The organism is Vreelandella arctica (assembly GCF_037070215.1).
GTDB lineage: Bacteria > Pseudomonadota > Gammaproteobacteria > Pseudomonadales > Halomonadaceae > Vreelandella > Vreelandella arctica.
The window spans coordinates 193204-215899 of the sequence record NZ_JBANSN010000001.1; the positions used below are offsets into that span (position 1 = coordinate 193204).

The window sequence follows — 22696 nt, forward strand, 5'->3', positions numbered from 1 at the left end:
TTCTGAGACGGGAACACGTGTGTGAGAAGTGTGTGTTTCGGTGTGGTTTTTCATATTCCAATGATAGCAAAGTTTGAAAACAGAACTAAGCGCGACTAATCTGAGTCTTTATTAAAGACTCAGGTGGCCGATATGACACAATCTGACTTTCTCCACGAGCGTGATCCTACAGCACTCACAACTGACCTTCGTACACTCGCTGCGCTGGCCTTGGTGCCGGCAATCGGCCTAGGTATTGCACGATTTTCCTACGCATTACTTCTACCCTCTATGAGCTCAAGTCTTGGATGGAGCTATGCCGATGCAGGCTGGATGACCTCGGTAAACGCAGCAGGGTATTTTATTGCCGCGCTGATTTCGGCCCGTTTTATTGGAGTTGTTGGGGCCAATCGAGTCATGCGTACGGGGATCTTCGCATGCGTGATCGCTTTGATCATGATGGGAGTATTTCGCCACACTGCATTGCTCAATATCTCCTGGTTTTTGGCTGGACTAGGCGGCGCTAGTGCGTTTATTGCTGGTGGGGTTATCGCCGCCCAAGTATCCCAACGCCATCCGGCACGAGCGTCGTTTTTACTTGGCATCTTCTATGCGGGGCCAGGTTTAGGCATTGTGCTTTCGGGGGTTGGCGTTCCCTGGGTTCTGAGCCAGTGGGGCGCGACGGCATGGCCTACTGCTTGGTTAGCATTGGCGGCCATATCAGTGGTACTCGCACTCGGCGTCGTATGGGGTGTTCGCGCCATGCCACAAAGCCGAGTTCAGGCACATGCATTGGCACCATTAGCTTCTATGCAGTGGATGCTGGTTGGCTATGGCTTTTTCGGGGCAGGCTATATTACTTACATGACGTTCATGATCGCCTGGATACAGTCCCACGGTGAGAGTGCCGCGTTTCAATCGCTATTCTGGGTCGTGCTGGGCTTGGCTGTGACTGTCTTCCCTTGGCTTTGGGCTGGTGTACTGCAAAATCAGCGCCACGGTCGTGCATTTGCGATGCTTAATGGATTGACCCTGATTGGCGCTGCATTGCCGCTTATATCAAGTGCTTGGCCTGTTCTGCTAGTGTCGGCTGCGGTTTTCGGTTGTGCCTTTTTTGGTGTTGTGGCTTCTACGACAGCTTTTGTGCGGAGAAATTGTGATGCTTCGTCTTTGGCGTCGGGTATTGGTGCGATGACGGTCGCGTTTAGTATTGGCCAGACATTGGGGCCAACGTTAAGCGGTTGGTTGAATGATCTAACCGGGGGGCTATCGTTCGGGTTATTAACGTCAGCCGCCTTTTTAATCGCCGCAGCGTTAATCGGTTTGTTGCAAAAAGATTTCGGGGCAGGGCTGTCAGCACAATGAATATCAGGTATGGCTGGCTATCTGCTTACACCATGCCAACGGCGCCCATACTGTCATGTTCGTTTAAGTCGCTCTCGGGTTAATTAGTTAAGTTGTTTGGCTTTGCCAATGTTGAGCAGGGCAATGCCGGTGCCAATTAACAGGGTGCCTAGCAGTAAGCCCTCAGGGGCGGTTTCTCCCTGCAACACTATGGCAACTGGAACACCCACCACGGCGCCAACGGAGCCCAATAGGCTTAGAAACACCGGGCCACCACTTTTCTGTAGCAGGAAGAGCAGTAGGAACTGGCCTGCGAAGACCACTGCTTGAATGGCAATCAGCATGATCGGCAGGGAGCGGTCTGTTGGAACGTTCAGTGAGAAGCCCGGCAGAAAACCCACGCTGAGCAGAAGGGCGGCAGCGGCGATGAGCATCCCAGGTGCCAGTGCATCGCTGGATACGCCTTCTGGCCAGCGCAAGGTTCTGTAAAGATTGCCGATGGCTAGCAGTACGGGCCCGATTAAAGCGAGAAGAATCCAGAGATAATCGGCATCCGGCGCAGAAAGCTTATGGAAGGCCAGGGTGACGGCACCTGCCAAGGCTGATATTACCCCCGCCGCACGCAACACCTGGAAGCGCTCCATTTTTAATGCTAGCGCGCCGACGTAGGTGAGTAGCGGTGGCAGGGTGATGATTAATGCCACGAACCCAGCACCCACATGGGGGACGGCTGAGAAAAACAGTAGGTTGGCACCCGCTACGCCCAGCAGCCCTGAAATAACGTAATACTCAATGGTACGACCGTTCACTGGCGGTAGATTGCGGCGAAAGGCGGAGAGAACCAATAAAATAAGCGCTGCCCCTGAAATCGACCAGAACAGAAAAGCGAGCGCTGACAGCTGAATATCACCGGCAAGTTTCGCCAAATTAGTCGATAGACCCAACAAGGCGCCACCGGCTAGCAGGTATATCAGTGGGGCAAGCCAAGTTCTTTTACGTGAGTGTGTTGTGCGGGCAGTGCTTGATAACGTCATTGGCGAAGTTCTCATTGGTACCGTTTTTGAAACTATCTTGATATCAAGTTATGTGTGATTAATCTTGACGTCAAGCTAATTAGGCGCAAAATAGGCTCATGGATCATGTAGACAACATTCTTAAGCAGTGGCGGCTGGAGAGGCCTGAACTAGACGTTGCGCCGATGGGTACCATCGGGCGGGTTAAACGGCTGAACCACACTTTAATGCGCGCAATGGAGAAGACCTGGGCGAAATACGGTCTGACTGACGCGAGCTTTGACGTTCTGGCAACTCTTCGCCGTGAGGGGGAGCCTTACGCGCTATCGCCGGGGGATTTGATGGCATCCACCATGGTGACATCGGGCACCATGACCCACCGTATCAATCAACTAGAAAAGGCGGGGTTGATTGAGCGGGTTAAAAATCCTGACGATGGCCGCGGTTTTCTAATCTCTCTGTCCCAGCGTGGGTTTGAGTTAATCGACGAAGCGGTGGCCGCCCATGTGGAAACCCAGGCGCAGCTGGTGAGGGGCCTGAGTAAAGAGCAACGAGAGCAACTTGATGATCTGCTTAAGCAGTTTTTGGCGGGGTTTGAGCAGAAGTGAGGTGCGCCTTAGCGGCAAGCTAGTCACTATTTAATCCGCACATTTAACATTAAGTGTTGAGATTCCTGCCTCGAACCCCCACTTCATCGCCTCCATGAACGCGCGGACTCTGGCCACATGGCGCAGATCCGGGTGAGTGAGCAGCCAGAGTGGGGTAGTGAGTGCTTCAATGGGCTCGCTTAGCCTGAGTAGCGCTGCATCGGCATCGCCAAGGTAGCAGGGCAGTACCGCAATACCCGCCCCGTGGCGTACCGCTGATTGCATGCCCAGCATGCTGTCCACCCGGTAGGCGGCGCTTTTATCCATCATCCACTTTTCAAGCGTTGCGTCGCCCAGATGAACATCTGGGCCGATCCAGCTTTCTGTTGGCAGTGACGCTGTGCCTAGCGGCAGAGGGGCGTTTTGCCAAAGCGCCTTTTGGCCATAAATTGCCTGGTTAATATCGCCTATCTTGCGGCCTACCAGAGTTTCGGGTGGCTTTTTAGTTGGGCGGATCGCGATATCGGCCTCCCGCCGCGACAAACTTTGCAGCTGATTGGAGATAACCACTTCCAGCGTGGTTTCCGGATAGCGCTGGCGAAAGCTTGCCAGTAGCGGCGAGACCAGCCCCGCGAAAAGTGTATCAGTGGTGGTGATTCGCAAGCTGCCGGTGAGGGTTAAATCCTGCCCTATGATACGGCGCTCAGCACCGTTGATTTCGCTCTGTACGCGCTTGGCCGAAGCCGCCAGATCATCCCCTTCCAGGGTCGGTGTATACCCCGTACGACTGCGCTCAAAAAGGGTAACCCCCAGCCCTTGCTCCATCTCGCTTAAACGTCTAAATACCGTGGCATGGCTGATACGCAGCGCTCGGCTGGCGCCGGATAGCGAGCCCTCCTCGGCAATCGCTAGCACAATTTGAAGATCATCCCACCGTATCTGCTGTTCATTCATGCAAGCTTGGTTCTCATTTTTAGCCAATGTTTAAGCGAATATGAACAGGTTAGCCTGTCGTCAAACCAATCGATAGGGGAGGCGTCGTATGAATGTGTTGATTGTCTTGGCTCATCCTGAACGCAAGTCGTTTAATGGCGGCCTAGTGGATGTGGCGGTAAAACAGCTGGTGGACGCGGGCCATACAGTTGAGGTGGATGATCTCTATGTTGAGCAGTTTGATCCGGTGGAGCGCGCCGAGCACTATCCGCATCAAGCTGTTGATGTGGAATACTTTTATCCCCTCAATGAGCAGCGGGCTCACTACCAACAAAACGCATTACCGCAGGATGTTGAGCGGGAGTTGACACGGCTGGAGAGGGCTGACTTGGTGATCTTCCAGTTTCCATTATGGTGGCACGCCCAGCCCGCCATTTTGAAAGGCTGGTTTGATCGGGTGCTGGTGTATGGAGGGCGCTATACAAGCCGCATGCGTTACGATCATGGTTACTATCGCGGAAAGCAGGCGATGCTGTCAGTCACCACCGGCTCGCCGGAGAAAGCATTTCAGCCCTTTGGGCGCGCAGGCAATATGGTTCACTGGCTATGGCCCATGCACGCATCGCTGTATTACGTTGGCTTTGACGTGTTAGCACCTCAGGTGAGCTACGGCATTCAGGGTGGCGGTATTCGCTGTCAAAAAGAGGCCGACATCATTAACCATCTAGAGGCTTGCAAGGCGGCCTGGGCATCTCGTCTGGTGAGCTTGAGTGGCGAAAGACCCATCCCCTTTACGGGTTGGGACGACTGGGACGATGAGGGTGTTTTACACCAGACAAACCCGCTGCGATGGCGGCTAGGCTGAGCTCGTGTAGACTCTCACTTGTCTCTACCACCGATCAGTAAAAGGCCCGAGCAGCGCCATGAACAACGCGAAACACCTATTTTCCGATGCTGAGCGGCGTGGGCTCTACCGCGCCATACATGAACGGCGCGATGTGCGCTCGCAGTTTCTGCCTGACCGGATTCCCCCTGAAGTGCTGAACCGCCTTTTGGAGGCCGCGCATCATGCGCCGTCGGTGGGGTTTATGCAGCCTTGGGATTTCATCGTGATTGAGAGTCGCGACGTCAGGGAGACGGTGCTGGCGATGTTTGAGCAAGAGAACCAGAAGGCCGCCGAGCGCTTTGAAGGTGAGCGTAAAGAGCATTATCGCAGCCTTAAGCTGCAAGGGATTATGGAAAGCCCGCTTAATCTCTGTATTACCTGCGACCGCAGCCGAGGCGGCCCCCATGTGCTAGGGCGCAATAGCATTGTGGAAACCGACCTGTTTAGCACTTGTTTAGCCGTGCAAAACCTCTGGCTGGCAGCGCGGGCGGAAGGGATTGGCGTTGGTTGGGTGAGTATTCTTGACCAGGAACAGCTGAGTACTGCGTTAAATCTGCCTGAGCACGTTTACCCGCTGGCTTATCTCTGCCTTGGCTACGTGAGTGAGTTTTTAGATCAGCCAGAGCTTGAAGCGCAAGGCTGGCGTTCCCGCCTGCCTTTAAGTGACTTGGTGCATGGCGATAAGTGGGGGCAGCCGTTTAGCAGTGGGTTGTGAGCACGCTTCTATAGGAAGGGCCTGCTTGCTGTGCCCAGTCCATCTGCCCATTGCTTACGGCGTTGGCTTTTATTTGCGTACATGCGCTCGTCTGCCAACGCAAACACCTGTTGGGCGGGAACTTCACTGGAGCTGGCGCAGCCTATGCTCACATGAAGCATGAGTTCTTCATGTTCACCGCTGGCGGTGTCGATAGTGCAGCGCTGTTCAGGCAAGTTTTCTTGGATCAAGTTGGCCATACGCCTAGCTGCCGTTAGGTCGGCAGAGGGGAACAGAATGACGAATTCATCGCCACCGTAGCGAGCCAGTATGTCGCTGTCTCTGCAGTGAAATTGCAGGTACTGGGCAACGCAGGCAATTAGTTGGTCGCCTGCCACGTGCCCATAATGGTCGTTTACGTCCTTGAGCCTATCGACATCCAACATCAGCACCGCAAAATCCAGGTTTGGCGTCTGCACCTTGCCCTGAATACTCATCTGCAGCGCTGATTCCAAAAAACCTCGGTTATAAAGCCCGGTGAGCCCGTCACGCTCAGCCGTTTTCTTCAGTTCCAAATGCAGCAATTTATTCTCGGTAGCCGCCGCCAGCTGGTCGGCAAACAGAGACAGTATTTGCTCCAAACCGTCGTCCCGACTGGGAGCTTTCACAATCAGCCAGCCTTCATACATGCTTAGTCGGCCCGCCATCGACGCGATATACAGATTTTCGCCTTTATCTGTTTGCGGCAGTGTGGTTGGGTCTCCTTCTTGCCCATGAACGTTTGCCAATAAATATCTCAGGCGTTTTTCATCCTCTGAGCTTAGCCCTGCCACTGCCGCGAAACGTGTCACTTCTGAACGCTGCCGTTCTTGTAGAAAAACCGCAAATCCGTAGTCGGGGAAGTGGGTCTGTAGGTGGTTTAAGGAGTCAACCAGCAGCGTATGGATATTGATCGCGCGGTTTGCGACGGCTCCTAGATCAAGCAAGGCGTGAAAGACTCGGTTCTGAAATCTAGTTTCGCCTATGCTGCGGCCAATCTGGCGATTCTGACTGTAGGTGACGCGGCCAATGGTTAGAAAATAGACCACTGCACCGGCCCATTGATAGATGTCTAAACGGTTGCTTACATAGGGACGAAAAGTGAACCCCGTTAGGGCGCTTCCAATTAAAGCTGCAAGAATGAAAAGTCCGGCTGCAATAAGCATTTTCCGCACTCCACCAACCACTAAATTATTCATCAAACAGGCAAGCCCAATGGTGATGGTCGCTAAAACGTAAAAATCCAGTACGCTGCACCAAAAACCAAATAGCAGGCTGTCAAAGAGGAGGTTTCTGAACTCGGCACGCTTGGAGTTCTGGGCATGTGCTGCAAGCGCATAGGCGACGCCGGGCCATAGCAGCAGCAACATCCCAGGTAGAATAAGCGTCCAGCCGCTGCCTTCTGCGACGGCGATCCATACGGTTAGCCCGAAGGTATGGCAAAAGGCAAAAATGCGTGGGGCAATTATTGCCAATGCAAGACGGTGTGGGCGTCTCAAAGAAGGTTGCATTCGTGAGTCTTTATTTAACGTTATTTGACCAACAGACTAGCACCTAAGCGGCTAAGAAGCCCTATCCCGGCGTCAGACGAATAGTTCGTTTCACTCTCATAAGTTGCAGACAGTGTCAGGGCGTATCGATTGGATATGATGAAGCTGTCTCGCAACTGGCCAGTAAATGGTTGGCGTGCTCGCGAAGTGCCGCTTTGAGGCCATCTGGCTTGAGAACGGTAAATCGAAACGGGAGCTGTGCCAGCCAATAGGCAAACCACTCGAAGCTGTCGGTTCGGGTGGTGAGCAGTAATCCACCGTCAACCTCCTCGAACGGTTCTGTACAGAAAAATTGGTTCTCAACGTCAGCGGACACGGCATGATCGATGTGTAGCACCAGTGATACTTCATGAGTTGGGCCCCAGGACATAAGGCTTTCGCTCAAAAAATCGGCTGCATTGAAGCGAGCGGGGCGTATGAAGGTATCATCGAGTAGGTGCACACCGCTGATACGATCCAGCCTAAATGAGCGCATGGCGCCCCTCAGGTGGCAAAAACCAACGGCATACCACCGGCCCTGTTGGAAAACCAGTCCGTAGGGGTCGATCCGACGATCAATCTGATCGTGCTGCGGAGAGTGGTAAATCAGCCCGACGGTTCGCATGGCTTCAGTAGCTTTCGTCAGAGTCTCAAGTGCACGGTCATCACGGCTGGGTTCACGCCGGGGTAAGATCACCTGAGTGGTCTCACTGATACCGCGCACCCGTCTTTGTAAATTCGCAGGCATCACTCGCTCGAGCTTTGCTTGCACGCTGGCAATGGCAGGCGCTGCGTTCGTCAGACCCAGCTGGCTGGCGGCCACTAAGCCTAGAGAAACGGCGAACGTCTCTTCGTCGGTAAACATCATCGGTGGCAGCTTGAAGCCAGCCACCAGTCGATAGCCACCGTAGCGCCCCTGTTCGGTCACTATCGGCACACCTATATCTTCCAGTGCCGTAATGTAACGCCGTATAGTGCGTCGATCCACGTCCAGGCGTTCGGCCAACTCTGCGCCGCCCATCTGGCCATTAGCCTGAAGCAACTCAAGCACCGCAAGTACGCGTGTTGTGGGGCCTGCCATTAGCGCCTCCCTCCTGAAGCCATCGTTAAAGTCCTGCAGAAAAATGCATTGTGGCTTTTATTTAGGACGGATTATCACCTATTAACACACTAATCTGACTTGGCAGTACCTAATGTCATCGAAAAATAGACTGAAAAAGGAGCCTAATATGTCAGAGCTAACGTTTTACACTCACCCTATGTCTCGCGGGCGCGTGGTGCGCTGGATGCTGGAAGAGGTAGGCATAGCCTACTCGGTAAAAGCGATGGAGTATGGCTCAGAGATGAAAGCCGAGGACTACTTGGCCATCAACCCCATGGGGAAGGTGCCTGCCATCAAACATGGCAACACTGTGGTGACGGAAGTAGCGGCTATCTGCGCGTACCTGGCAGATCAGTTTCCAGATAAAAAGCTGTCACCGCCCCCACAATCTCCCGAACGTGGCGTTTACTATCGCTGGCTGTTTTTTATGGCGGGCCCGTTCGAAATGGCCACCAGCGCCATGACTTATGATTGGAAAATCGACAGCAGTAACGCACAGGCTGTCGGCTGTGGCCAAGTGGAAGACAGTATCAATACGCTTGAAAAAGCACTCAGTGAAAATGCTTATATCTGCGGCGATCAGTTTACTGCCGCAGATATCTTGGTTAGCAGTTACCTCTGGTGGGAAACGATGCAGAAGAACATCCCGCCCAACGAGGTGTTCAAGCAGTACATTGAGCGCATGGAAAGTAGGCCAGCAGCCAAGCGGGCCAATGAGTTGGATGATGAACTGGCTAAGCACTTAAAGCCTGTGACCGCCTGATGAATTGAACGTGCTGCTGCCCAGCCCTTAAGCGAACAGGGCTTGCAAGGTGAGATTAGCCCTATCTGGTTGCAGTTTTTTTTACAGCGCATGGCGGTGAGATCTCTGGCTAGCGGCGTGTGCAGGAGGTATCGGCGCTAGCCAGCCTACCCATATATCGCTACTGTATTTGCTTGTGCTAAATAAGACAGGCGCTACTTATGCAATGCGATATCATTCTCCAGCGGCTAAGAGCCGACGATCCTAACGCTGAAGTAGTCGCGGGCTGGACATATGAAGCCTGGGGCCATTTGCATCCTGGGATCACACTAAAGCAAGCCATTGAACGTACTCAGGCAAATTGTGGACAGGGCGGTGTGCCTTCCATCTTTATGGCGATGCAAGGGAACAACCCTGTAGGGACCGCTAGCCTCATTGTCGATGATATGAGTATTCGTCGCGAATTTACCCCCTGGCTGGCCTCCGTATTCGTCGTGCCCGAATGGCGGGGGCAGGGTATTGCCTCTGCGTTGGTACGCCGGGTAGAAGCCGAAGCAGCTGCGCATGGCTTTAAGCGTTTCTATCTCTATACCCCTGATCAACAGGCGCTTTATCGACGGCTGGGTTGGCAGGATGTAGAAAGCCTTGAGTACCGGGGCGAAACTGTCACGGTGATGTTGAGGCAGTTGGTCTAGCTATAGAGAAGCTCGCTCACGCGAAAACACCATGCTCCCGGCGGCCAATCAAATCGAGTACGGCTTCGGTTTTTGTCGCCGATTTTTGTTTTGCCTGCGCAGTAGTGGTTATCAGCAACTGCAAAGCGGAGTAAGGCGACGATGAATAGGTATGTAGTGCGTGGCGAAATTTATGGTCATTAAAGTGAGCCTACTAGGCTTACAAGGAGCCATTTCAGTGCATGTGTTGAATATTTTTAAGAGTGATAGAGTAATATTCTTAAATTCAGATTGATATATTTTAATCTAAAGTGTTGAAATTTAATAATTATTTCTCTTCTTGGCTTGTTGGTGATTTTTTTCTGGCATGATTTATGCTTTTTCTTAGCGAAAGCTAAAGTTGCTCAAAAAAATCTCAGGAGGTCGTTAATGTATTGGTCAAAATTAACTCTGATCACTTTAGGTAGTGTAACGCTAATCAACTCTGTCCAAGCCAGTGAAGATTTTGTTCCTGAAAAACTAACCGTTATGGAGCGTATTGAGCCAGGGCCAAATGTGTTTGTTTTGGATCAACTCTGGAGTGGAGCAAGTCGTGTTAACATTATTTCTCAAGAAGACCTAACTTTAAAAGGTAATCTGAGTTTTGGCATTGTTGGGCAAATGGCAACTAGTAAAGATTCCAAGAGTTTTTATAGTATGTCTTCTTATGCTCAGAGAATCACCTACGGACCAACCGAAGTAGTGCTACAAGAGTTCGATGTTGATACGCTGAGCTTACAGCGCGAAATAGTCATTCCAGAAAAAGCCGTTCAAGTTGCTCCCTCAAGCGCCATGCTTGCTCTTTCTTATGATGATAATTATGCCTTTATCCAAAATGCCACTCCGGCGACTTCTGTTTCAGTAGTTGATTTACAGTCGGGAGAGTTTATAGAAGAAATTCCCACTCCAGGATGCTTCGGGATTTATCCTGGAATTGATTCTGTGAAATTTACCACCGCATGTGGTGATGGACGATTCCAAACATTTTCTCAAGAAAGTGATAATAAGTTTGGATCTCCAGAATATAGCGAAGCTGTATTTGATGCTCACTCCGATCCTGTTTTTATAGGAGGTGAGCGCGCTGGTAATGAATTACTGTTTGTGTCATTTTTTGGCAATGTATACGAAGTTTCGGATGTAGGCGATGCGCCGACTTTAGTTAATAAGTTCTCTATAACAGGCAATATCGAAGGTGATTGGGCACCTGGTGGAGTGGATGTTTCTGCTTATAATGAAGCTAACGATGTGTTATTCGTTACCATGCACTCAGGCGCTTATGAGGGTAGCCATAAAAACGCTGCCGAGGAAGTGTGGGCTGTAGATATGAGTAGCGGGGAAGTATTAAGTCGGACGCCTGTTCATGAACTGTCATCTATTTCAGTCACCGGCAATGAGGTGCCTACACTGTTTGGTTTGGATGAAGAAAGTACGCTTACACGTTTTGATGTTAATACAAACGCCGGATTTGAACTTAAAGAGACTCACAGCTTGGAAAGCGTCGGCGACTGGACTGTTTATGCAATTGCAGGGAAGTAAGTGCCTATGAACATCTCAGAGCTTGTGGCGTTAACTTCCTTAGTGTTATTGGCGCTTTTATTCGCACAATCGGCATGGCATAAAACCCAGGACTACGGCAGGTTTCTAGGTCTAGTTGCTAACTATCAACTATTGCCTAGATTCCTTGAAGAGAATGCCGCCCGCGGACTTATTGTCGCAGAAGTGCTACTCGTGATGCTCTTTGTTTTTCCTTTTACAGCAACCTTTGCTGCGTTAGGAATTGGCGCTTTGTTGCTCGTTTATGCTGTCGCTATGAGTGTTAATTTGCTGCGCGGACATCGGTTAATTGACTGCGGTTGTGGTGGTAGTGCTCATCCGGTAGCGTGGACTTTGGTGTTACGCAACCTACTATTAGCAGCGTTAGCTCTGCTCCCCGCGATTTACGATACGAGTCAGCCTAGCCATTTAGAGCTTGTGGTTGCAATGCTTGCTGGCAGTGCCCTCTGGTTGTCTTACAACGTGTTGGGAAAAATAATGGAAAATAACCGCTTGTTATCAAATCTTCGCCAAACTTGAAATGTGAGAATAACATCATGACGCTATTAATATTTGCTGTTTCATTGCTTAGCCTGATGGTTTTGGGTTTATGTTTTGGTTTTTTTGTGCTGGCCCGGCAGATTGGTATTTTGTACGAGCGCATAGCACCAGTAGGAGCTATGGTTAATGACAGTGGACCAAAAGTCGGTGAGATTTCACCTGTCTTTAATCTGCCTAGTTTAACTGGAGGGAAAGTGCAAATAGGTAGCCCTTCGGATAATAAGACATTGGTGTTTTTTTTATCCCCCACTTGCCCAATCTGCAAAAAATTACTGCCAGTACTTAAATCTATTGATAAGACAGAGTCCAATTGGCTTTCAATTATCTTGGCAAGTGATGGTGAAGAGAAAAATCACTATAACTTTATCGAGTCTATGAAACTAAGCAGTTTTTCTTATGTACTTTCAGAGCAGCTTGGTGTGACTTATCGTGTTTCACGGCTTCCATTTGCTGTTATTTTAGACGAAGAAGGCGTCGTGAAGGCTAAAGGGCTCGTCAATACTAGGGAGCAGTTGGAAAGCCTTTTTAATGCACTCGAAACTGGCTATGCATCTATTCAAGATCTAGCGAGTAAAGAAGCTCAACTTTAATCAGCGAGGGATGTAGCTATGGCTAATTTACTAGATACTATTTTTAACGTTATAGACAAAACTTCTGAGAAAGGAGTCCGCAATGTAGCCCAGCAACATGGTCGTCGATCATTCTTAGCGAAGGCGAGTACCCTGTTTGCTGGCGCTATGTTAATGCCGATTTTACCTTTTGACCGCTCACTTGGCGGAGCCGCTATGGCGAGTGACGTGGTATCTGATGAGAATGACTGTGCTTATTGGAAGCACTGTGCACTTGACGGCAATCTTTGTTCTGAATCAGGCGGTTCATTAACGAGTTGCCCACCAGGGTCTGAAGCATCTAAGGTGGCTTGGGTTGGAACTTGTCGGAATCCCAATGACGATAAAGACTATTTAGTTTCATATAATGATTGTTGTGGACGTGCTTCCGTTCCTAGCGCTAATTTTTGCTTTAGAAGCGAAGGTGAGCGCCCAGGTTACAGAATGGGTCTCCACAATGATATCAATTGGTGCATGGCAAATACCAACAAGGGCTATCACTGTACGGTTTCGGTAGTAGTAGGGCTTGCTGATGCCTGATATACGATATCTAAATATATTGTTTTTAAGCGCTTTTATAGTTGCTAGCCCGCAAGGGCTAGCATCGGGAGAATCGTTATTTCAGCAAAATTGTAGCAGTTGCCATGGAGTAGGCGCCATAGGAACCCCAGGGTTGGCGCCACCACTAAAAAACCCGGAACTATGGCAATCTCTAGGTAGCCAAGCGTCTCTCTACTACTTAGTTGGCGTCGTTACTAACGGCATGAGTGGCAAATTAGAAGTTGATGGTCAAGTGTATCAGGGATTAGTGATGCCACCATTGGCGCACATTGAATCATCAGATCTTGTCAATATCGCAGATTATGTACTTTCTGACCTCAATGGCCTGTCAGTAACTACGTCAGAAAGCGATGTTGAAGCGCTCCAAAACGAGCCGATGAATCATGGCTTATTAAGAGCTAAGCGAAGTAGTGCTGGGGGGGGCAATGAACAGTAAATCAATAGCGCCCTGGTTGATGGTCTCAGCTATAGCAATGGGCCACGCTGGGCTGCTACTAGCCAGAGATCATAATTCAACTCAGCAATGGCAGCCAACAGGGGCTCAGAACTTAAAATCAGGACGTTCACCTCATGTCAATTACTCACTGCATTGTGCAGGGTGTCATGGGCAGAATGGAACGGGGGTGGAACACGCAGGTATTCCACCTTTTCCTGGGTTCATTAACAGGTTTTTTGAAGATGAAGAGGGGCGTCTCTATTTAATGCATGTTCCTGGAGTAGTCGGCGCTGGTATGCCGAATAATGACATAGCATCTGTCATGAACTATCTCGTAGATCGTTGGGGACAAGCTGACCAAAAAGTTAATTACTTTACTGAAGAGGAGGTTGATAACCTAAGGAGCCAGGAAGTGGCGGATGTTGTTGAACTTCGTCGCAGTATCACGCAGCGTCTTGCTAGTGAAGGAGTCGAGCTTCCTGAATACCCTTGGCCTTAACAAGCTTTGAATACAGGGGCGAAACCATTACAGTAATGTTGAGGCAGATGGAGCTTTAAGGGCCCTTATGATCAGTGGCCGTGCATTGCGCTACTTCGATACCGTGGCTCGCTGCCGTTCTTTACGTCAGGCTGCGGCGCAGCTGCATATCGCCCCCACGGCGATTAGCCGACAGATCGATTTATTGGAACATCAGCTTGGCGCACCGCTAATCGAACGCGGCCCCAATGGCATTAGCCTCACCGCCGCGGGGGAACTGTTAGCCGCCCAAGCTCAGCGTACCCTCCGTGATCTTGAGCGGGTGCAGGAGCATATTGCCGACCTTAAAGGTTTACGCACTGGCCGGGTCAGTTTGCAGGTGGCGGAAGGTGTTGTGGCTGGCCTGTTAGCCCCAGCGTTAGCCAAGATGGGGCAGCGCTATCCTCATTTGAGTTTTGATATCGGCATCGCCAGCGCTAGCCAAATGGTGGAGGCACTGCGCCGAGGCGATGCAGATATTGGTCTGTCATTCTTTATGCCCCGCCATGATGACATTGTGCCCTTTGCGAGTGCCGAGTTGCATCACCATGCAGTGATGGCCCCAGGCCATCCTTTGGCCGCGGCTTCTGAGGTGAGTCTTCACACCTTGGCAGAGCACCGGCTGATCCTACCTGATGAATCCTATGGCGCTCGCCAAGCGCTGGAGCGCGCCGCTCATCAGGCCGGGATAGTGCTGGCTCCCACCTTCAAAACTGCTTCACTGGAAACCCAAAAAGCACTCGCCCTTAACGGCGCAGGCGTGCTGGTATTGCCGCCGATGGCGGTAGCTCGAGAGTGTCAGTTAGGCGAACTCGTCAGCATTCCCTTATCTCCTTTAGAGCTCGAAGCAGCGCGGATTGATCTCTGTGTTTATCGCCATCGCCAGCGCAGCTTTGCCACCGAGGCATGCCTTTCGCTGCTGGCGAGTGCACTGCAAACCCGGCAAGACCCGCCATCCTGAAAGGGCTTGAGCCTAAGAGATCTTGAACCTGAAAGATCTCGAAAGAGTGGAGTGCACACAAAAAGTGGACACGCTGCGGTCAATATTGAAATGGCAGAGGGCGCTGTGTGGGTTCATGCTGAGCTTATTGATAACGACTGCCTGAAAACAGCCGTCTGACAACAACAGCAAAAGGTGATGTGATGCCTGAACTATACCAACTAACCGCCACGCAGTTGCTAGTGGGCTACCGAACCCATACGTTCTCGCCAAGTGAGGTAGCAGGCGCCCTGGTTGAGCATATCAACAGCTGGGAGCCGCACATTAACGCGCTGTATGCCTATCAGCCCGATGCCTTCATTAAAGCTGCAGAAGCGTCTACCCAACGCTGGGCAAAAGGCGAGCCAAGCGGTGGTTTGGATGGTGTTCCGGTCACCCTTAAAGAGTTGATTGCCACTAAAGGGATGCCGGTGCCGGTGGGCACGGGGCTGGGTGAGCAGGCTACTGCCAATGAGGATGCACCCCCGGCTGCGCGCCTAGCGGAAGACAATGCCCTGCTGTTGGCAAAAACCACCTGCCCTGATTTTGGCATGCTCTCATCCGGGCTTTCTTCTTTTCATGGCCTAACCCGCAATCCGTGGGATTTGACCTGCAATACCGGTGGTTCAAGCGCGGGCGCGGGCGCGGCGGCCGCCGCTGGGCTAGGGCCGCTGCATGTGGGTACCGATATTGGTGGCTCGGTACGCCTGCCAGCGGCGTGGTGCGGGGTCGTCGGTTTTAAGCCTACGCTGGGCCGGGTACCCATAGATCCGTATTATGTGGGCCGCTGTGCCGGGCCCATGACCCGCAGCGTCGGGGATGCCGCGCTTATGATGACGGCGCTTGCCCGCACGGATCGGCGCGACGCGATGCGCCTGCCCCCCGAAGAGATCGACTGGATGAACCTAGCGCTAGACATAAAAGGCCTGCGGATTGGCGTGATGATGGAGGCGGGCTGTGGGCTGGCGTTGGATGATGAGATTCGCCAACATGTCGAGCAGGCTGCCAAGCAGTTAGAAGCCGCCGGGGCAACGCTAGTGCCCTTGGCACCCGTGCTGACCCGTGAAATGCTGGATGGGCTGGATCACTTCTGGCAGGCCCGCCAGTGGAGCGAGTTGTTAAAGCTCTCACCAGAAGAGCGTGAGCAGGTATTACCCGCCATTTTAGCCTGGGCCGACGGCGGCGCACGCTTAAGTGGCGTAGACGCGGTGCAAGGTTTCCAGCAAACCATGATGATGCGACGCGCTACCGAAAGCGTATTTGATGAGGTCGATGCGGTGATTTCACCCACCACCCCCAATATCGCCTTTCCGGCTGAGTGGCCATCGCCGACTAATGATCCGCGTCAGCCTTTTGAGCACATTGCCTATACCGTGCCGTGGAATATGGGCGAGCAGCCCGCTATTTCCCTTAACGCTGGGTTCAGTAGCGGCAATATGCCTATGGGGGTGCAGTTGGTTGGCCCGCGTTTTGCGGATCATTTTGTACTCAAGCTGGCGCGACAGCTTGAAGAGCGCTTGGCGCTACCCATGCGCTGGCCAACGCTGCCAACGGATAAAATGGGGGCACAATAAAGCCGTTTTAAAAAACCGTTTAGAACAACCATCGTAAACAACGGTTATTAAACAGCGGTTGTTAAAAACCGTCTTTAAAACCGTCTTTAAAACTTAGGGGAATACTCATGGGACGATTATTGGTGCTGCCTACCTCTCGGGCGGGCTGGGGGCTGTTAATCGCGTTCGTGGCGCTGTTGCTGGCGGGTACGTGGCCGGTGATTGGGTTAGTGAACCGGGCCACCTTGGTGATGGGCCTGCCGTTGATAGTGGTGTGGAGCTACCTGGTGATTTTTGCCTGCGTGGTGGTGATGCTGATCGGCAACCGCATTGTGGAGCGAGACGACCATGAGTAGCCCCTGGCCACTGTTGATTACCTTGACCTATGTTGCCATTGCGATGGTGATTGGCCTACGCGCCAGGGCAGGGCGCTCCATGAATAGCCTGGAAGAGTGGGGCGTGGCAGGACGCAGCATGGGGCCGGTGACGCTCTACCTGTTGATTGCCGCGGGCAGTGTGAGTGCTTACACCTTTATGGGTGCGCCCGGCTGGGCTTACTCCAAAGGCGTCGCAGTATTTTATGTAGCGATCTACCTTGCTTACCTGGCGTTGGTAGCGTGGTACTTTGGCCCCAAGGTGTGGCAGTTTGGTGAACAGTTTGGTCACGTGACTCAGGCAAGCGCCATTTCCGACCGCTACCAGAGCCCCGCGCTGGGCGCACTGGCGGCGCTCGTAATGGCGATCGGCTCTACTGCCTACGCGGTGCTGCAAACCATTGGCTCGGCGTATATTCTGTTTGTGATGAGCGGCGGTTTGATTCCGATTTGGCTAGGTGTCGTGCTGGTACTGGCCTGCATTGCCGTTTACCTCTATGCCAGTGGTCAACGCGCGATTGGTCGCACCAATGCCTTTCAAGGCGTGTTGATGCTGATTGTGGCTTGGGCGGTCGGTCTCTGGGCTGTGCACAGCGCTACCGGCGGGCTGAGCTTTGCCGGGGTATTCGAACGCATTCAAACGGAGCATAGCGAGTTTCTCACTCTGCCAGGCGCAGGCGGCGATATGAGCTTTAGCTTCTGGACGACCTCGATCATCGTTTCGATGTTTTCGTTTATGCCACCGGTATGGACCCAGTGGATGAGCGCCTCTTCGGCGCGCACTATTCGTCGCAGCGCTACTTGGTTGCCCACTTATTATGTCGTCATTCTGCCGATGGTTGTTGTTGGTTTTATCGGCATTTTCTCCTTGCCGGAGCTGGCCCGGGCCGATACCGTGGTACTCGAATACGCCATGCAACACTTACCGGTGGCGCTGGTTGGACTGCTCGGCGCAGGCACTCTGGCAGCCTCAATGTCTTCTAGCGAGCCGTTTATTCACTCGGTATCGCTGTCGCTGAGCAAAGATGTGCTTCAGCCGGTGTTAAAACTCTCTGATGGTGTGACCGGCAAACTAGCCCGGCTGCTGATTCTGCCTATTATGTTCTTAGTGGTAGCGCCGTTGGCGATTGCCGAGCCCGGCAGTTTGGTAATGATTCTGTTGGTTGGGCTGGGGTTTGCTTCCCAGGTACTGCCTGCCTTTATCGGTATGTTCTTTTGGCCCCGCGCTTCTCGCTTAGGCGTGATGGCCGGTATCGTGGCGGGCTTTCTGATTACCGTGGCGTTTACTACCCTTTGGCCGCACCCGCTGGGGATACATGCGGGGTTCTGGGGGCTGATGCTCAACCTACCGGTGTTTGTGGCGGTCTCATTGATGACACCGGTTACCCACGAGGAGGTGGTCGAGCGATTTTTTCGTATTGCCGCCCCTCGTGGATTTACTCGCTTGAGTCAATAAGTGTAGGGCAGCCACTGACTTAATCTATTCATGGTTATCGACTACCTTTATAACAAAGTGTTTTTTTGCATCAATTTTTTTGCATTAACTTTTGTGCATTAACTAAGGTAATTCGATGAGTCATGCATTGACTGGACATAACCGCCCTCAGCGGGTAATTGAGGCAACCCATCAGGCGAATAAGACCTTGCCAGCGGCCACCCGCCAAGCCAAGTACGCCAAAATGGCTGCGTCGCCCTACCGCTTTTACCGCGGTAGCAACCATCTGTACTGGAATGATGTATGGCACGATTGGCGCTTTGCCCTGTTTGGCGGCTGGCCGGAAACTCAAACTTGGCTGCAAGGCGATGCTCATGTCTACAACTTCGGCGCCTATGGTCATCATGATGATCAAGTCCGCTATGGCATGGATGATTTCGACGATGCGTTGATTGGCGACTACCAATACGATCTGTGGCGACTGGCCATAAGTGCCGTGCTTGATGGTCGTGAAAACGCGGAGTTAGATCCAAAAGCGATCGATAAAGCGCTTAAAAAGTTAATAGAGGGCTATTGCCAAACGCTGGCTGACCACGTCGACGGCAAGCCGGTGGAAGCGGTCACGCTTGATAGCGCCAAAGGTCCACTAAAGCCCTTTATGAGTAAAGTGGCCGATAAACAGAGTCGTGCTCGCATGCTCGAAAAGTGGACGACACTTGATGAGCAGCAAGGCCGCCATTTCGCTGAGCGGCCTGGCAAGCTCGCTAACCTGCCGGCGGATGTGGCCAGCCAACTCCGCCGCTTAATTGAGCAGGAGTATCAGCAAACGCTGCAACACGCTATTAAAGAGAGCGATCCCCACCATTTCCGCGTCAAAGATACGGCACGACGCTTGGATGCAGGTACCGGTTCGTTAGGTGTGGAGCGCTATTACGTCTTGATTGAAGGTGGTGTTGAACACGAGCACGATGACATCATCCTGGATGTCAAAGAGCAGGTTCCCCCTGAAGCGTTTCGATTAATGGATAAAAACCAGCAGCAGGCGTGGCGTAAGTTGTTTCCCAACGAAGCCATCCGTCATGCAGCTGCCTTCCACGCCATTGCCGAGCACCCAGACGCCTATCTTGGTTGGCTAACCATGAACGGAAAGGTGTTTTCGGTGCGTGAGCGCTCGCCGTTCAAGAAAGACTTTCCTACCCATAAGCTCTCGGGAGCTAAGTCATATAGAAAACTGGCAAAGCAGTGGGGAGAAATTCTCGCCCGTGAACACCTGCGCGGTGCTAAGGCGCTTAACCAAGGTGACTCAACACGCTTTGCAAAGGCCGTTTGCCAACGATTAAAAGGTCGTGAAGACCTGTTTGTTGAGGTAGTGTCAACACTGGCGGTGGCCTACGCTGACTGCACAGAGCAGGATTACGCTGTGTTTATCGATCACTTTCTGGCGACGGGTTCTGCATAATCAAACCAATACCATGAGTGATTATTGAGGCTGCTGTTTACCGAGCATAAACCCCTGCTCTTCAAGTGTCTCTTCCCATACCACACAGCGGTTACGGCCGCTGTGCTTGGCTTGATAAAGCGCTTCATCAGCAAGGCGCAGTAATTTCTTAGGGTCTTGAGAGTGATCAGGATACGTTGCAACACCGCAAGAGAGCGTGATTTTACGTAGTGGGGTGCCTTGATGGACAAATGCCTGATGAGCAATGGATGTTAACAGCGCTTTGGCGCGTGATTCAGCAGCAACTCGAGAGGTCGCGGGCAGCAGGGCAATAAATTCTTCACCCCCAAAGCGACAGATCACGTCCATATCCCGTAGGTGGTGGCGCAGTAACAGAGCGATTTCGACCAGTACAGCGTCTCCTGCATCGTGACCAAAATCGTCGTTAATCTGTTTGAAATGATCCACATCCAGCATTAGCACGGAAAGTTGACTGGCATGCTGCTTAACTCGCTGACACTGGTGTTCAAATGCCATGTCGAAATGGCGTCGGTTATGCAGGCCTGTTAACGGGTCTTTGCGTGAGAGTCCTTCCAGTTCTTGAACTAGCCGGTCAAGGTCGGCGGTTCGCGCAGCCACTTGCTGCTCAAGGGTCTCATTGGCCATCGCAAGCTGTTGCTGTGTATGCCGGTAGTGCCACAGAAAAATAGCCGCGTTAGCCAAAGAAAAAGCCAGTGTGCCATAGCTCAAAGGCACACTACGCCAGCCTACAAAACCGTGGGCGACCGCCATGTCGGCCAACAGCAGCGGGGCAAAAAAGGTAAAACTCACTACTAAAAGCCGTTGTTCAAGGCTGAGCCTTTTAAAACGCATGAGCGCAAGCGCCAACATCACGGGAAGCGTAAAGGCTAGCATGACATCAAAGACCGGGAAGGTTAGTGAAAGGCTCAAGACCCCCAGTTGAACCAAACCAATTGCAAGAATCAAGTACGCTAAGTGAATAACCCACAAGTGAGTTATCCAACGCTTAGCGGTGCCTTCCAGCCAGTGGCTGAGTAGCAAGCCTAATGCCACTGGCAAGGTGTAATAGCTACCTGCGCGCAGCGTGTCCCAGGCGAGTGGCCCATCGGCAATGAATTGACGAGCAGGCGTCTCAGCCAGCAGCATTAACCCCGAAGCGTAGGCAAACAAGGCAATTGACCCAAAGCCGCGTCGTTCGGGGCCTATTAGCGCGAAAATAGTGGCCAGGATAGCGAGTACCAATACCAACGCACTGACACCGAGATCCTGGGTGGAGTCGTGGATAACTTGTTTTAGAACCTCAATGCGCTCCATTATCTGAACTTGGCCCCATAAGCCAATACTGGTGTAGTAAGAGTAGAAGCGGAAGGTGAGCGTCTGACCGGCGGCATTCTCGGGTAGATCGATCATGTGCCAGGGCCAACCCGCAAAATCGCCTTTGCCTTGATCGTCAAATTCACCATATTGATAAATGAGCTCGTCGCCTAGATAAACTTGCCCAATCAAATTAATACTGGTGATAAAAAGGACAGGATCGCTCCAATCACCGGCGGGCACTGTAGTGCGTAGCCAGAGGTGTTCGTGCCCGTTGCGACCGGGTGGATTAGAAGGGGTATCGATCCCTTGCCACTCGGTTGAGTCGCTTTGCAGCCATTGGGGGTGGTTATCAGCATCGAAAGGAGAGTCACCCCAGCGATACTCCCAGCTTTGCAGTGGTTGAGAAGAGGTGTCGGCTTGAAGGCCAACAGAAAACACCAACAGCATGACAAAGGCCATCGTTAGCAGAATGCCATGGCGTAAGACTAACCCACAGGGCAGCATGGTGAGAGTCCTCATCTACGGGTAGCGTTCAATCTACTCATCAATGCAGTCACTTGGCTGATTACCTCGCGTGGATGCTGTGGAAGGTCTATAGGCTTGAACCACTAACAGTTTACCTAAAAACTTAGCTTAGGCGATGACATCTACTTCAACGTTGAGCCGCCCGGTTATTTGCCATCAGGGCAAAATAAAACCGAGCCACTCAGTGGCCCGGCCTATCGCTTTTTCAGCGTACGCATTGCTAACGCGATTAGTGACCGCTGGCAGCACCGCCTACGATCCCGCTGCGAAAGTCGCTGTCGCTGCGGTTTTTAAGGTGGTTAGCCACGGTATCCTCAGGTGAGCCCGCCATTTCACGGAACATACCCATCGATCCCAGCAGAGCAGAGGACTCGTAAGGTACGAAAACGCGCTCGCCATTTTTTGCCATATTGGGTAACACCTTGATATAACTCTGGCCAAGCAGGTAGCCCACAACTGTGCGTTTATTCTCTTCGCTGTCGCCAATGGCACTAAGCACCAGCTTAATCGACTCTTGCTCGCCCTGAGCGCGCAGAATCGCCGACTCTTTATCACCTTGGGCATTTAGAATTGAAGATTCACGCTGCCCCTGGGCCATGGCAATCGCTGCTGATTTTTCACCTTCTGCTTCGGTAACGGTCGCACGGCGCTTACGCTCGGCAGCCATTTGTAGGCGCATAGCGGTTTCCACCTCTTCCGGCATAGCAATATCCTGCACCTCGACCCGCGAGATTTTGACCCCCCATTTGGAGGCTGGCTCTTCCATCGCCGCCTGGATCTCGTTATTCACTTCAGCCCGGGACTCAAACAGCTTATCCAGCTCCATCTTACCGACCACCGAACGCAGTGTGGTTTTGGCCAGTACTTCTACGGCTTGGCTCATATTTTCTACTTCATAAACGGCCCGCTTAGGGTCGATGATTTGGTAGTAGAGCGCACCGTTGATACGCACGGTGACGTTATCCGTGGTAACGACCGGCTGGCCTGGAAAATCCATTACCGTTTCGCGGCGGTCAATACGGGTTTCGTCTGTGGTGATGGCGGTATAGTCTTCCCCCATTTTGCGATAACGCAGCATGGTGATCGCGCGGGGCTGCTCGATAAACGGAATAATGATGTTAATACCGCTTTCTAGCACGCGGTGGAACGAGCCAAGACGCTCAACCACCATTACTTCAGATTGGCGGATAATGATCAGGCCTTTAGAGATGATCACTACCGCGATCACAACAATAATAAGGCTTATTATTAAGCCTGGGCTAATCGGTAAATCCATT

Annotated in this window: 23 protein-coding genes; 17 read left to right on the top strand and 6 right to left on the bottom strand. The window is 52.1% G+C overall.

What is annotated here, in order from left to right:
• The first annotated feature begins 132 nt into the window (after window positions 1–132).
• Entirely contained in the window at window positions 133–1344 is a 1212-nt protein-coding gene (locus tag V8L70_RS00850; RefSeq protein ID WP_336268507.1) for a YbfB/YjiJ family MFS transporter, read from the top strand.
• A gap of 83 nt (window positions 1345–1427) precedes the next feature.
• On the opposite strand, the gene V8L70_RS00855 is transcribed toward V8L70_RS00850, so the two are convergent.
• The gene (locus tag V8L70_RS00855) at window positions 1428–2357 is read right to left on the bottom strand and encodes a DMT family transporter (protein WP_336268508.1); all 930 of its coding nucleotides are present in this window, start codon (window positions 2355–2357) and stop codon (window positions 1428–1430) included.
• 98 nt (window positions 2358–2455) lie between these two features.
• Between V8L70_RS00855 and V8L70_RS00860 the strand changes: the two genes are divergently transcribed.
• Entirely contained in the window at window positions 2456–2944 is a 489-nt protein-coding gene (locus V8L70_RS00860; RefSeq protein ID WP_336268509.1) for a MarR family winged helix-turn-helix transcriptional regulator, read from the top strand.
• Window positions 2945–2974: 30 nt separating this feature from the next.
• On the opposite strand, the gene V8L70_RS00865 is transcribed toward V8L70_RS00860, so the two are convergent.
• A complete protein-coding gene (locus tag V8L70_RS00865; protein WP_336268510.1) occupies window positions 2975–3877 on the bottom strand; it encodes a LysR family transcriptional regulator in 903 nt (300 codons plus the stop codon).
• A gap of 88 nt (window positions 3878–3965) precedes the next feature.
• Between V8L70_RS00865 and V8L70_RS00870 the strand changes: the two genes are divergently transcribed.
• Together V8L70_RS00870 and bluB are read left to right on the top strand one after the other, a co-directional pair.
• Window positions 3966–4721 (top strand): NAD(P)H-dependent oxidoreductase, encoded by a 756-nt coding sequence (locus tag V8L70_RS00870; protein WP_336268511.1) that lies wholly within the window; start codon window positions 3966–3968, stop codon window positions 4719–4721.
• A gap of 58 nt (window positions 4722–4779) precedes the next feature.
• Window positions 4780–5457 carry a 5,6-dimethylbenzimidazole synthase gene (gene bluB, locus V8L70_RS00875; protein ID WP_336268512.1) on the top strand — a complete coding sequence of 226 codons (678 nt, stop codon included), beginning with the start codon at window positions 4780–4782 and terminating at the stop codon, window positions 5455–5457.
• Between the two features lie 8 nt (window positions 5458–5465).
• Here bluB and V8L70_RS00880 read toward each other — a convergent pair whose 3' ends face one another.
• Together V8L70_RS00880 and V8L70_RS00885 are read right to left on the bottom strand one after the other, a co-directional pair.
• Window positions 5466–6986: a sensor domain-containing diguanylate cyclase gene (locus V8L70_RS00880; protein WP_336268513.1), complete on the bottom strand. Its 1521-nt coding sequence runs from the start codon at window positions 6984–6986 to the stop codon at window positions 5466–5468.
• 115 nt (window positions 6987–7101) lie between these two features.
• Entirely contained in the window at window positions 7102–8085 is a 984-nt protein-coding gene (locus tag V8L70_RS00885; protein WP_336268514.1) for a helix-turn-helix transcriptional regulator, read from the bottom strand.
• Window positions 8086–8233: 148 nt separating this feature from the next.
• On the opposite strand from V8L70_RS00885, the gene V8L70_RS00890 reads away from it, so the two are divergent.
• The 13 genes from V8L70_RS00890 (at window position 8234) to V8L70_RS00950 (ending at window position 19577) form a co-directional block, all read left to right on the top strand.
• Window positions 8234–8869, top strand: coding sequence for a glutathione S-transferase family protein (locus tag V8L70_RS00890; protein WP_273191571.1), 636 nt, complete (start codon window positions 8234–8236; stop codon window positions 8867–8869).
• A gap of 200 nt (window positions 8870–9069) precedes the next feature.
• Window positions 9070–9543 (top strand): GNAT family N-acetyltransferase, encoded by a 474-nt coding sequence (locus tag V8L70_RS00895; protein ID WP_336268515.1) that lies wholly within the window; start codon window positions 9070–9072, stop codon window positions 9541–9543.
• A 408-nt stretch (window positions 9544–9951) separates the two neighbouring features.
• A complete protein-coding gene (locus tag V8L70_RS00900) occupies window positions 9952–11097 on the top strand; it encodes an amine dehydrogenase large subunit (protein ID WP_336268516.1) in 1146 nt (381 codons plus the stop codon).
• Between the two features lie 6 nt (window positions 11098–11103).
• Window positions 11104–11634: a MauE/DoxX family redox-associated membrane protein gene (locus V8L70_RS00905; protein WP_273191568.1), complete on the top strand. Its 531-nt coding sequence runs from the start codon at window positions 11104–11106 to the stop codon at window positions 11632–11634.
• Between the two features lie 17 nt (window positions 11635–11651).
• Complete coding sequence (gene mauD, locus V8L70_RS00910) at window positions 11652–12245, top strand: methylamine dehydrogenase accessory protein MauD (protein ID WP_273191567.1); 594 nt, start codon at window positions 11652–11654, stop codon at window positions 12243–12245.
• 18 nt (window positions 12246–12263) lie between these two features.
• Window positions 12264–12803 carry a methylamine dehydrogenase light chain gene (locus V8L70_RS00915; RefSeq protein ID WP_273191566.1) on the top strand — a complete coding sequence of 180 codons (540 nt, stop codon included), beginning with the start codon at window positions 12264–12266 and terminating at the stop codon, window positions 12801–12803.
• Complete coding sequence (locus tag V8L70_RS00920; protein ID WP_273191565.1) at window positions 12796–13260, top strand: c-type cytochrome; 465 nt, start codon at window positions 12796–12798, stop codon at window positions 13258–13260. The genes V8L70_RS00915 and V8L70_RS00920 overlap by 8 nt, the downstream gene beginning before the upstream one ends.
• A complete protein-coding gene (locus V8L70_RS00925) occupies window positions 13250–13759 on the top strand; it encodes a c-type cytochrome (protein ID WP_336268517.1) in 510 nt (169 codons plus the stop codon). The genes V8L70_RS00920 and V8L70_RS00925 overlap by 11 nt, the downstream gene beginning before the upstream one ends.
• Before the next feature lie 67 nt (window positions 13760–13826).
• Window positions 13827–14738 (top strand): LysR family transcriptional regulator, encoded by a 912-nt coding sequence (locus V8L70_RS00930; protein WP_035584713.1) that lies wholly within the window; start codon window positions 13827–13829, stop codon window positions 14736–14738.
• 182 nt (window positions 14739–14920) lie between these two features.
• On the top strand, window positions 14921–16330 hold the full coding sequence (locus V8L70_RS00935; RefSeq protein WP_336268519.1) for an amidase: 1410 nt from the start codon (window positions 14921–14923) through the stop codon (window positions 16328–16330).
• A gap of 107 nt (window positions 16331–16437) precedes the next feature.
• The gene (locus tag V8L70_RS00940) at window positions 16438–16665 is read left to right on the top strand and encodes a hypothetical protein (RefSeq protein ID WP_336268520.1); all 228 of its coding nucleotides are present in this window, start codon (window positions 16438–16440) and stop codon (window positions 16663–16665) included.
• Window positions 16658–18139, top strand: coding sequence for a sodium:solute symporter family protein (locus V8L70_RS00945; RefSeq protein WP_336268521.1), 1482 nt, complete (start codon window positions 16658–16660; stop codon window positions 18137–18139). Before V8L70_RS00940 ends, V8L70_RS00945 begins: the two co-directional genes overlap by 8 nt.
• A gap of 115 nt (window positions 18140–18254) precedes the next feature.
• Window positions 18255–19577, top strand: a complete 1323-nt coding sequence (locus V8L70_RS00950; protein WP_035584702.1) for a DUF2252 domain-containing protein — start codon at window positions 18255–18257, stop codon at window positions 19575–19577.
• Window positions 19578–19598: 21 nt separating this feature from the next.
• On the opposite strand, the gene V8L70_RS00955 is transcribed toward V8L70_RS00950, so the two are convergent.
• Both V8L70_RS00955 and V8L70_RS00960 read right to left on the bottom strand, forming a co-directional pair.
• The gene (locus V8L70_RS00955; protein WP_336268523.1) at window positions 19599–21398 is read right to left on the bottom strand and encodes a GGDEF domain-containing protein; all 1800 of its coding nucleotides are present in this window, start codon (window positions 21396–21398) and stop codon (window positions 19599–19601) included.
• A gap of 250 nt (window positions 21399–21648) precedes the next feature.
• A complete protein-coding gene (locus V8L70_RS00960) occupies window positions 21649–22695 on the bottom strand; it encodes an SPFH domain-containing protein (protein WP_035584696.1) in 1047 nt (348 codons plus the stop codon).
• Between the last annotated feature and the right edge of the window lies 1 nt (window position 22696).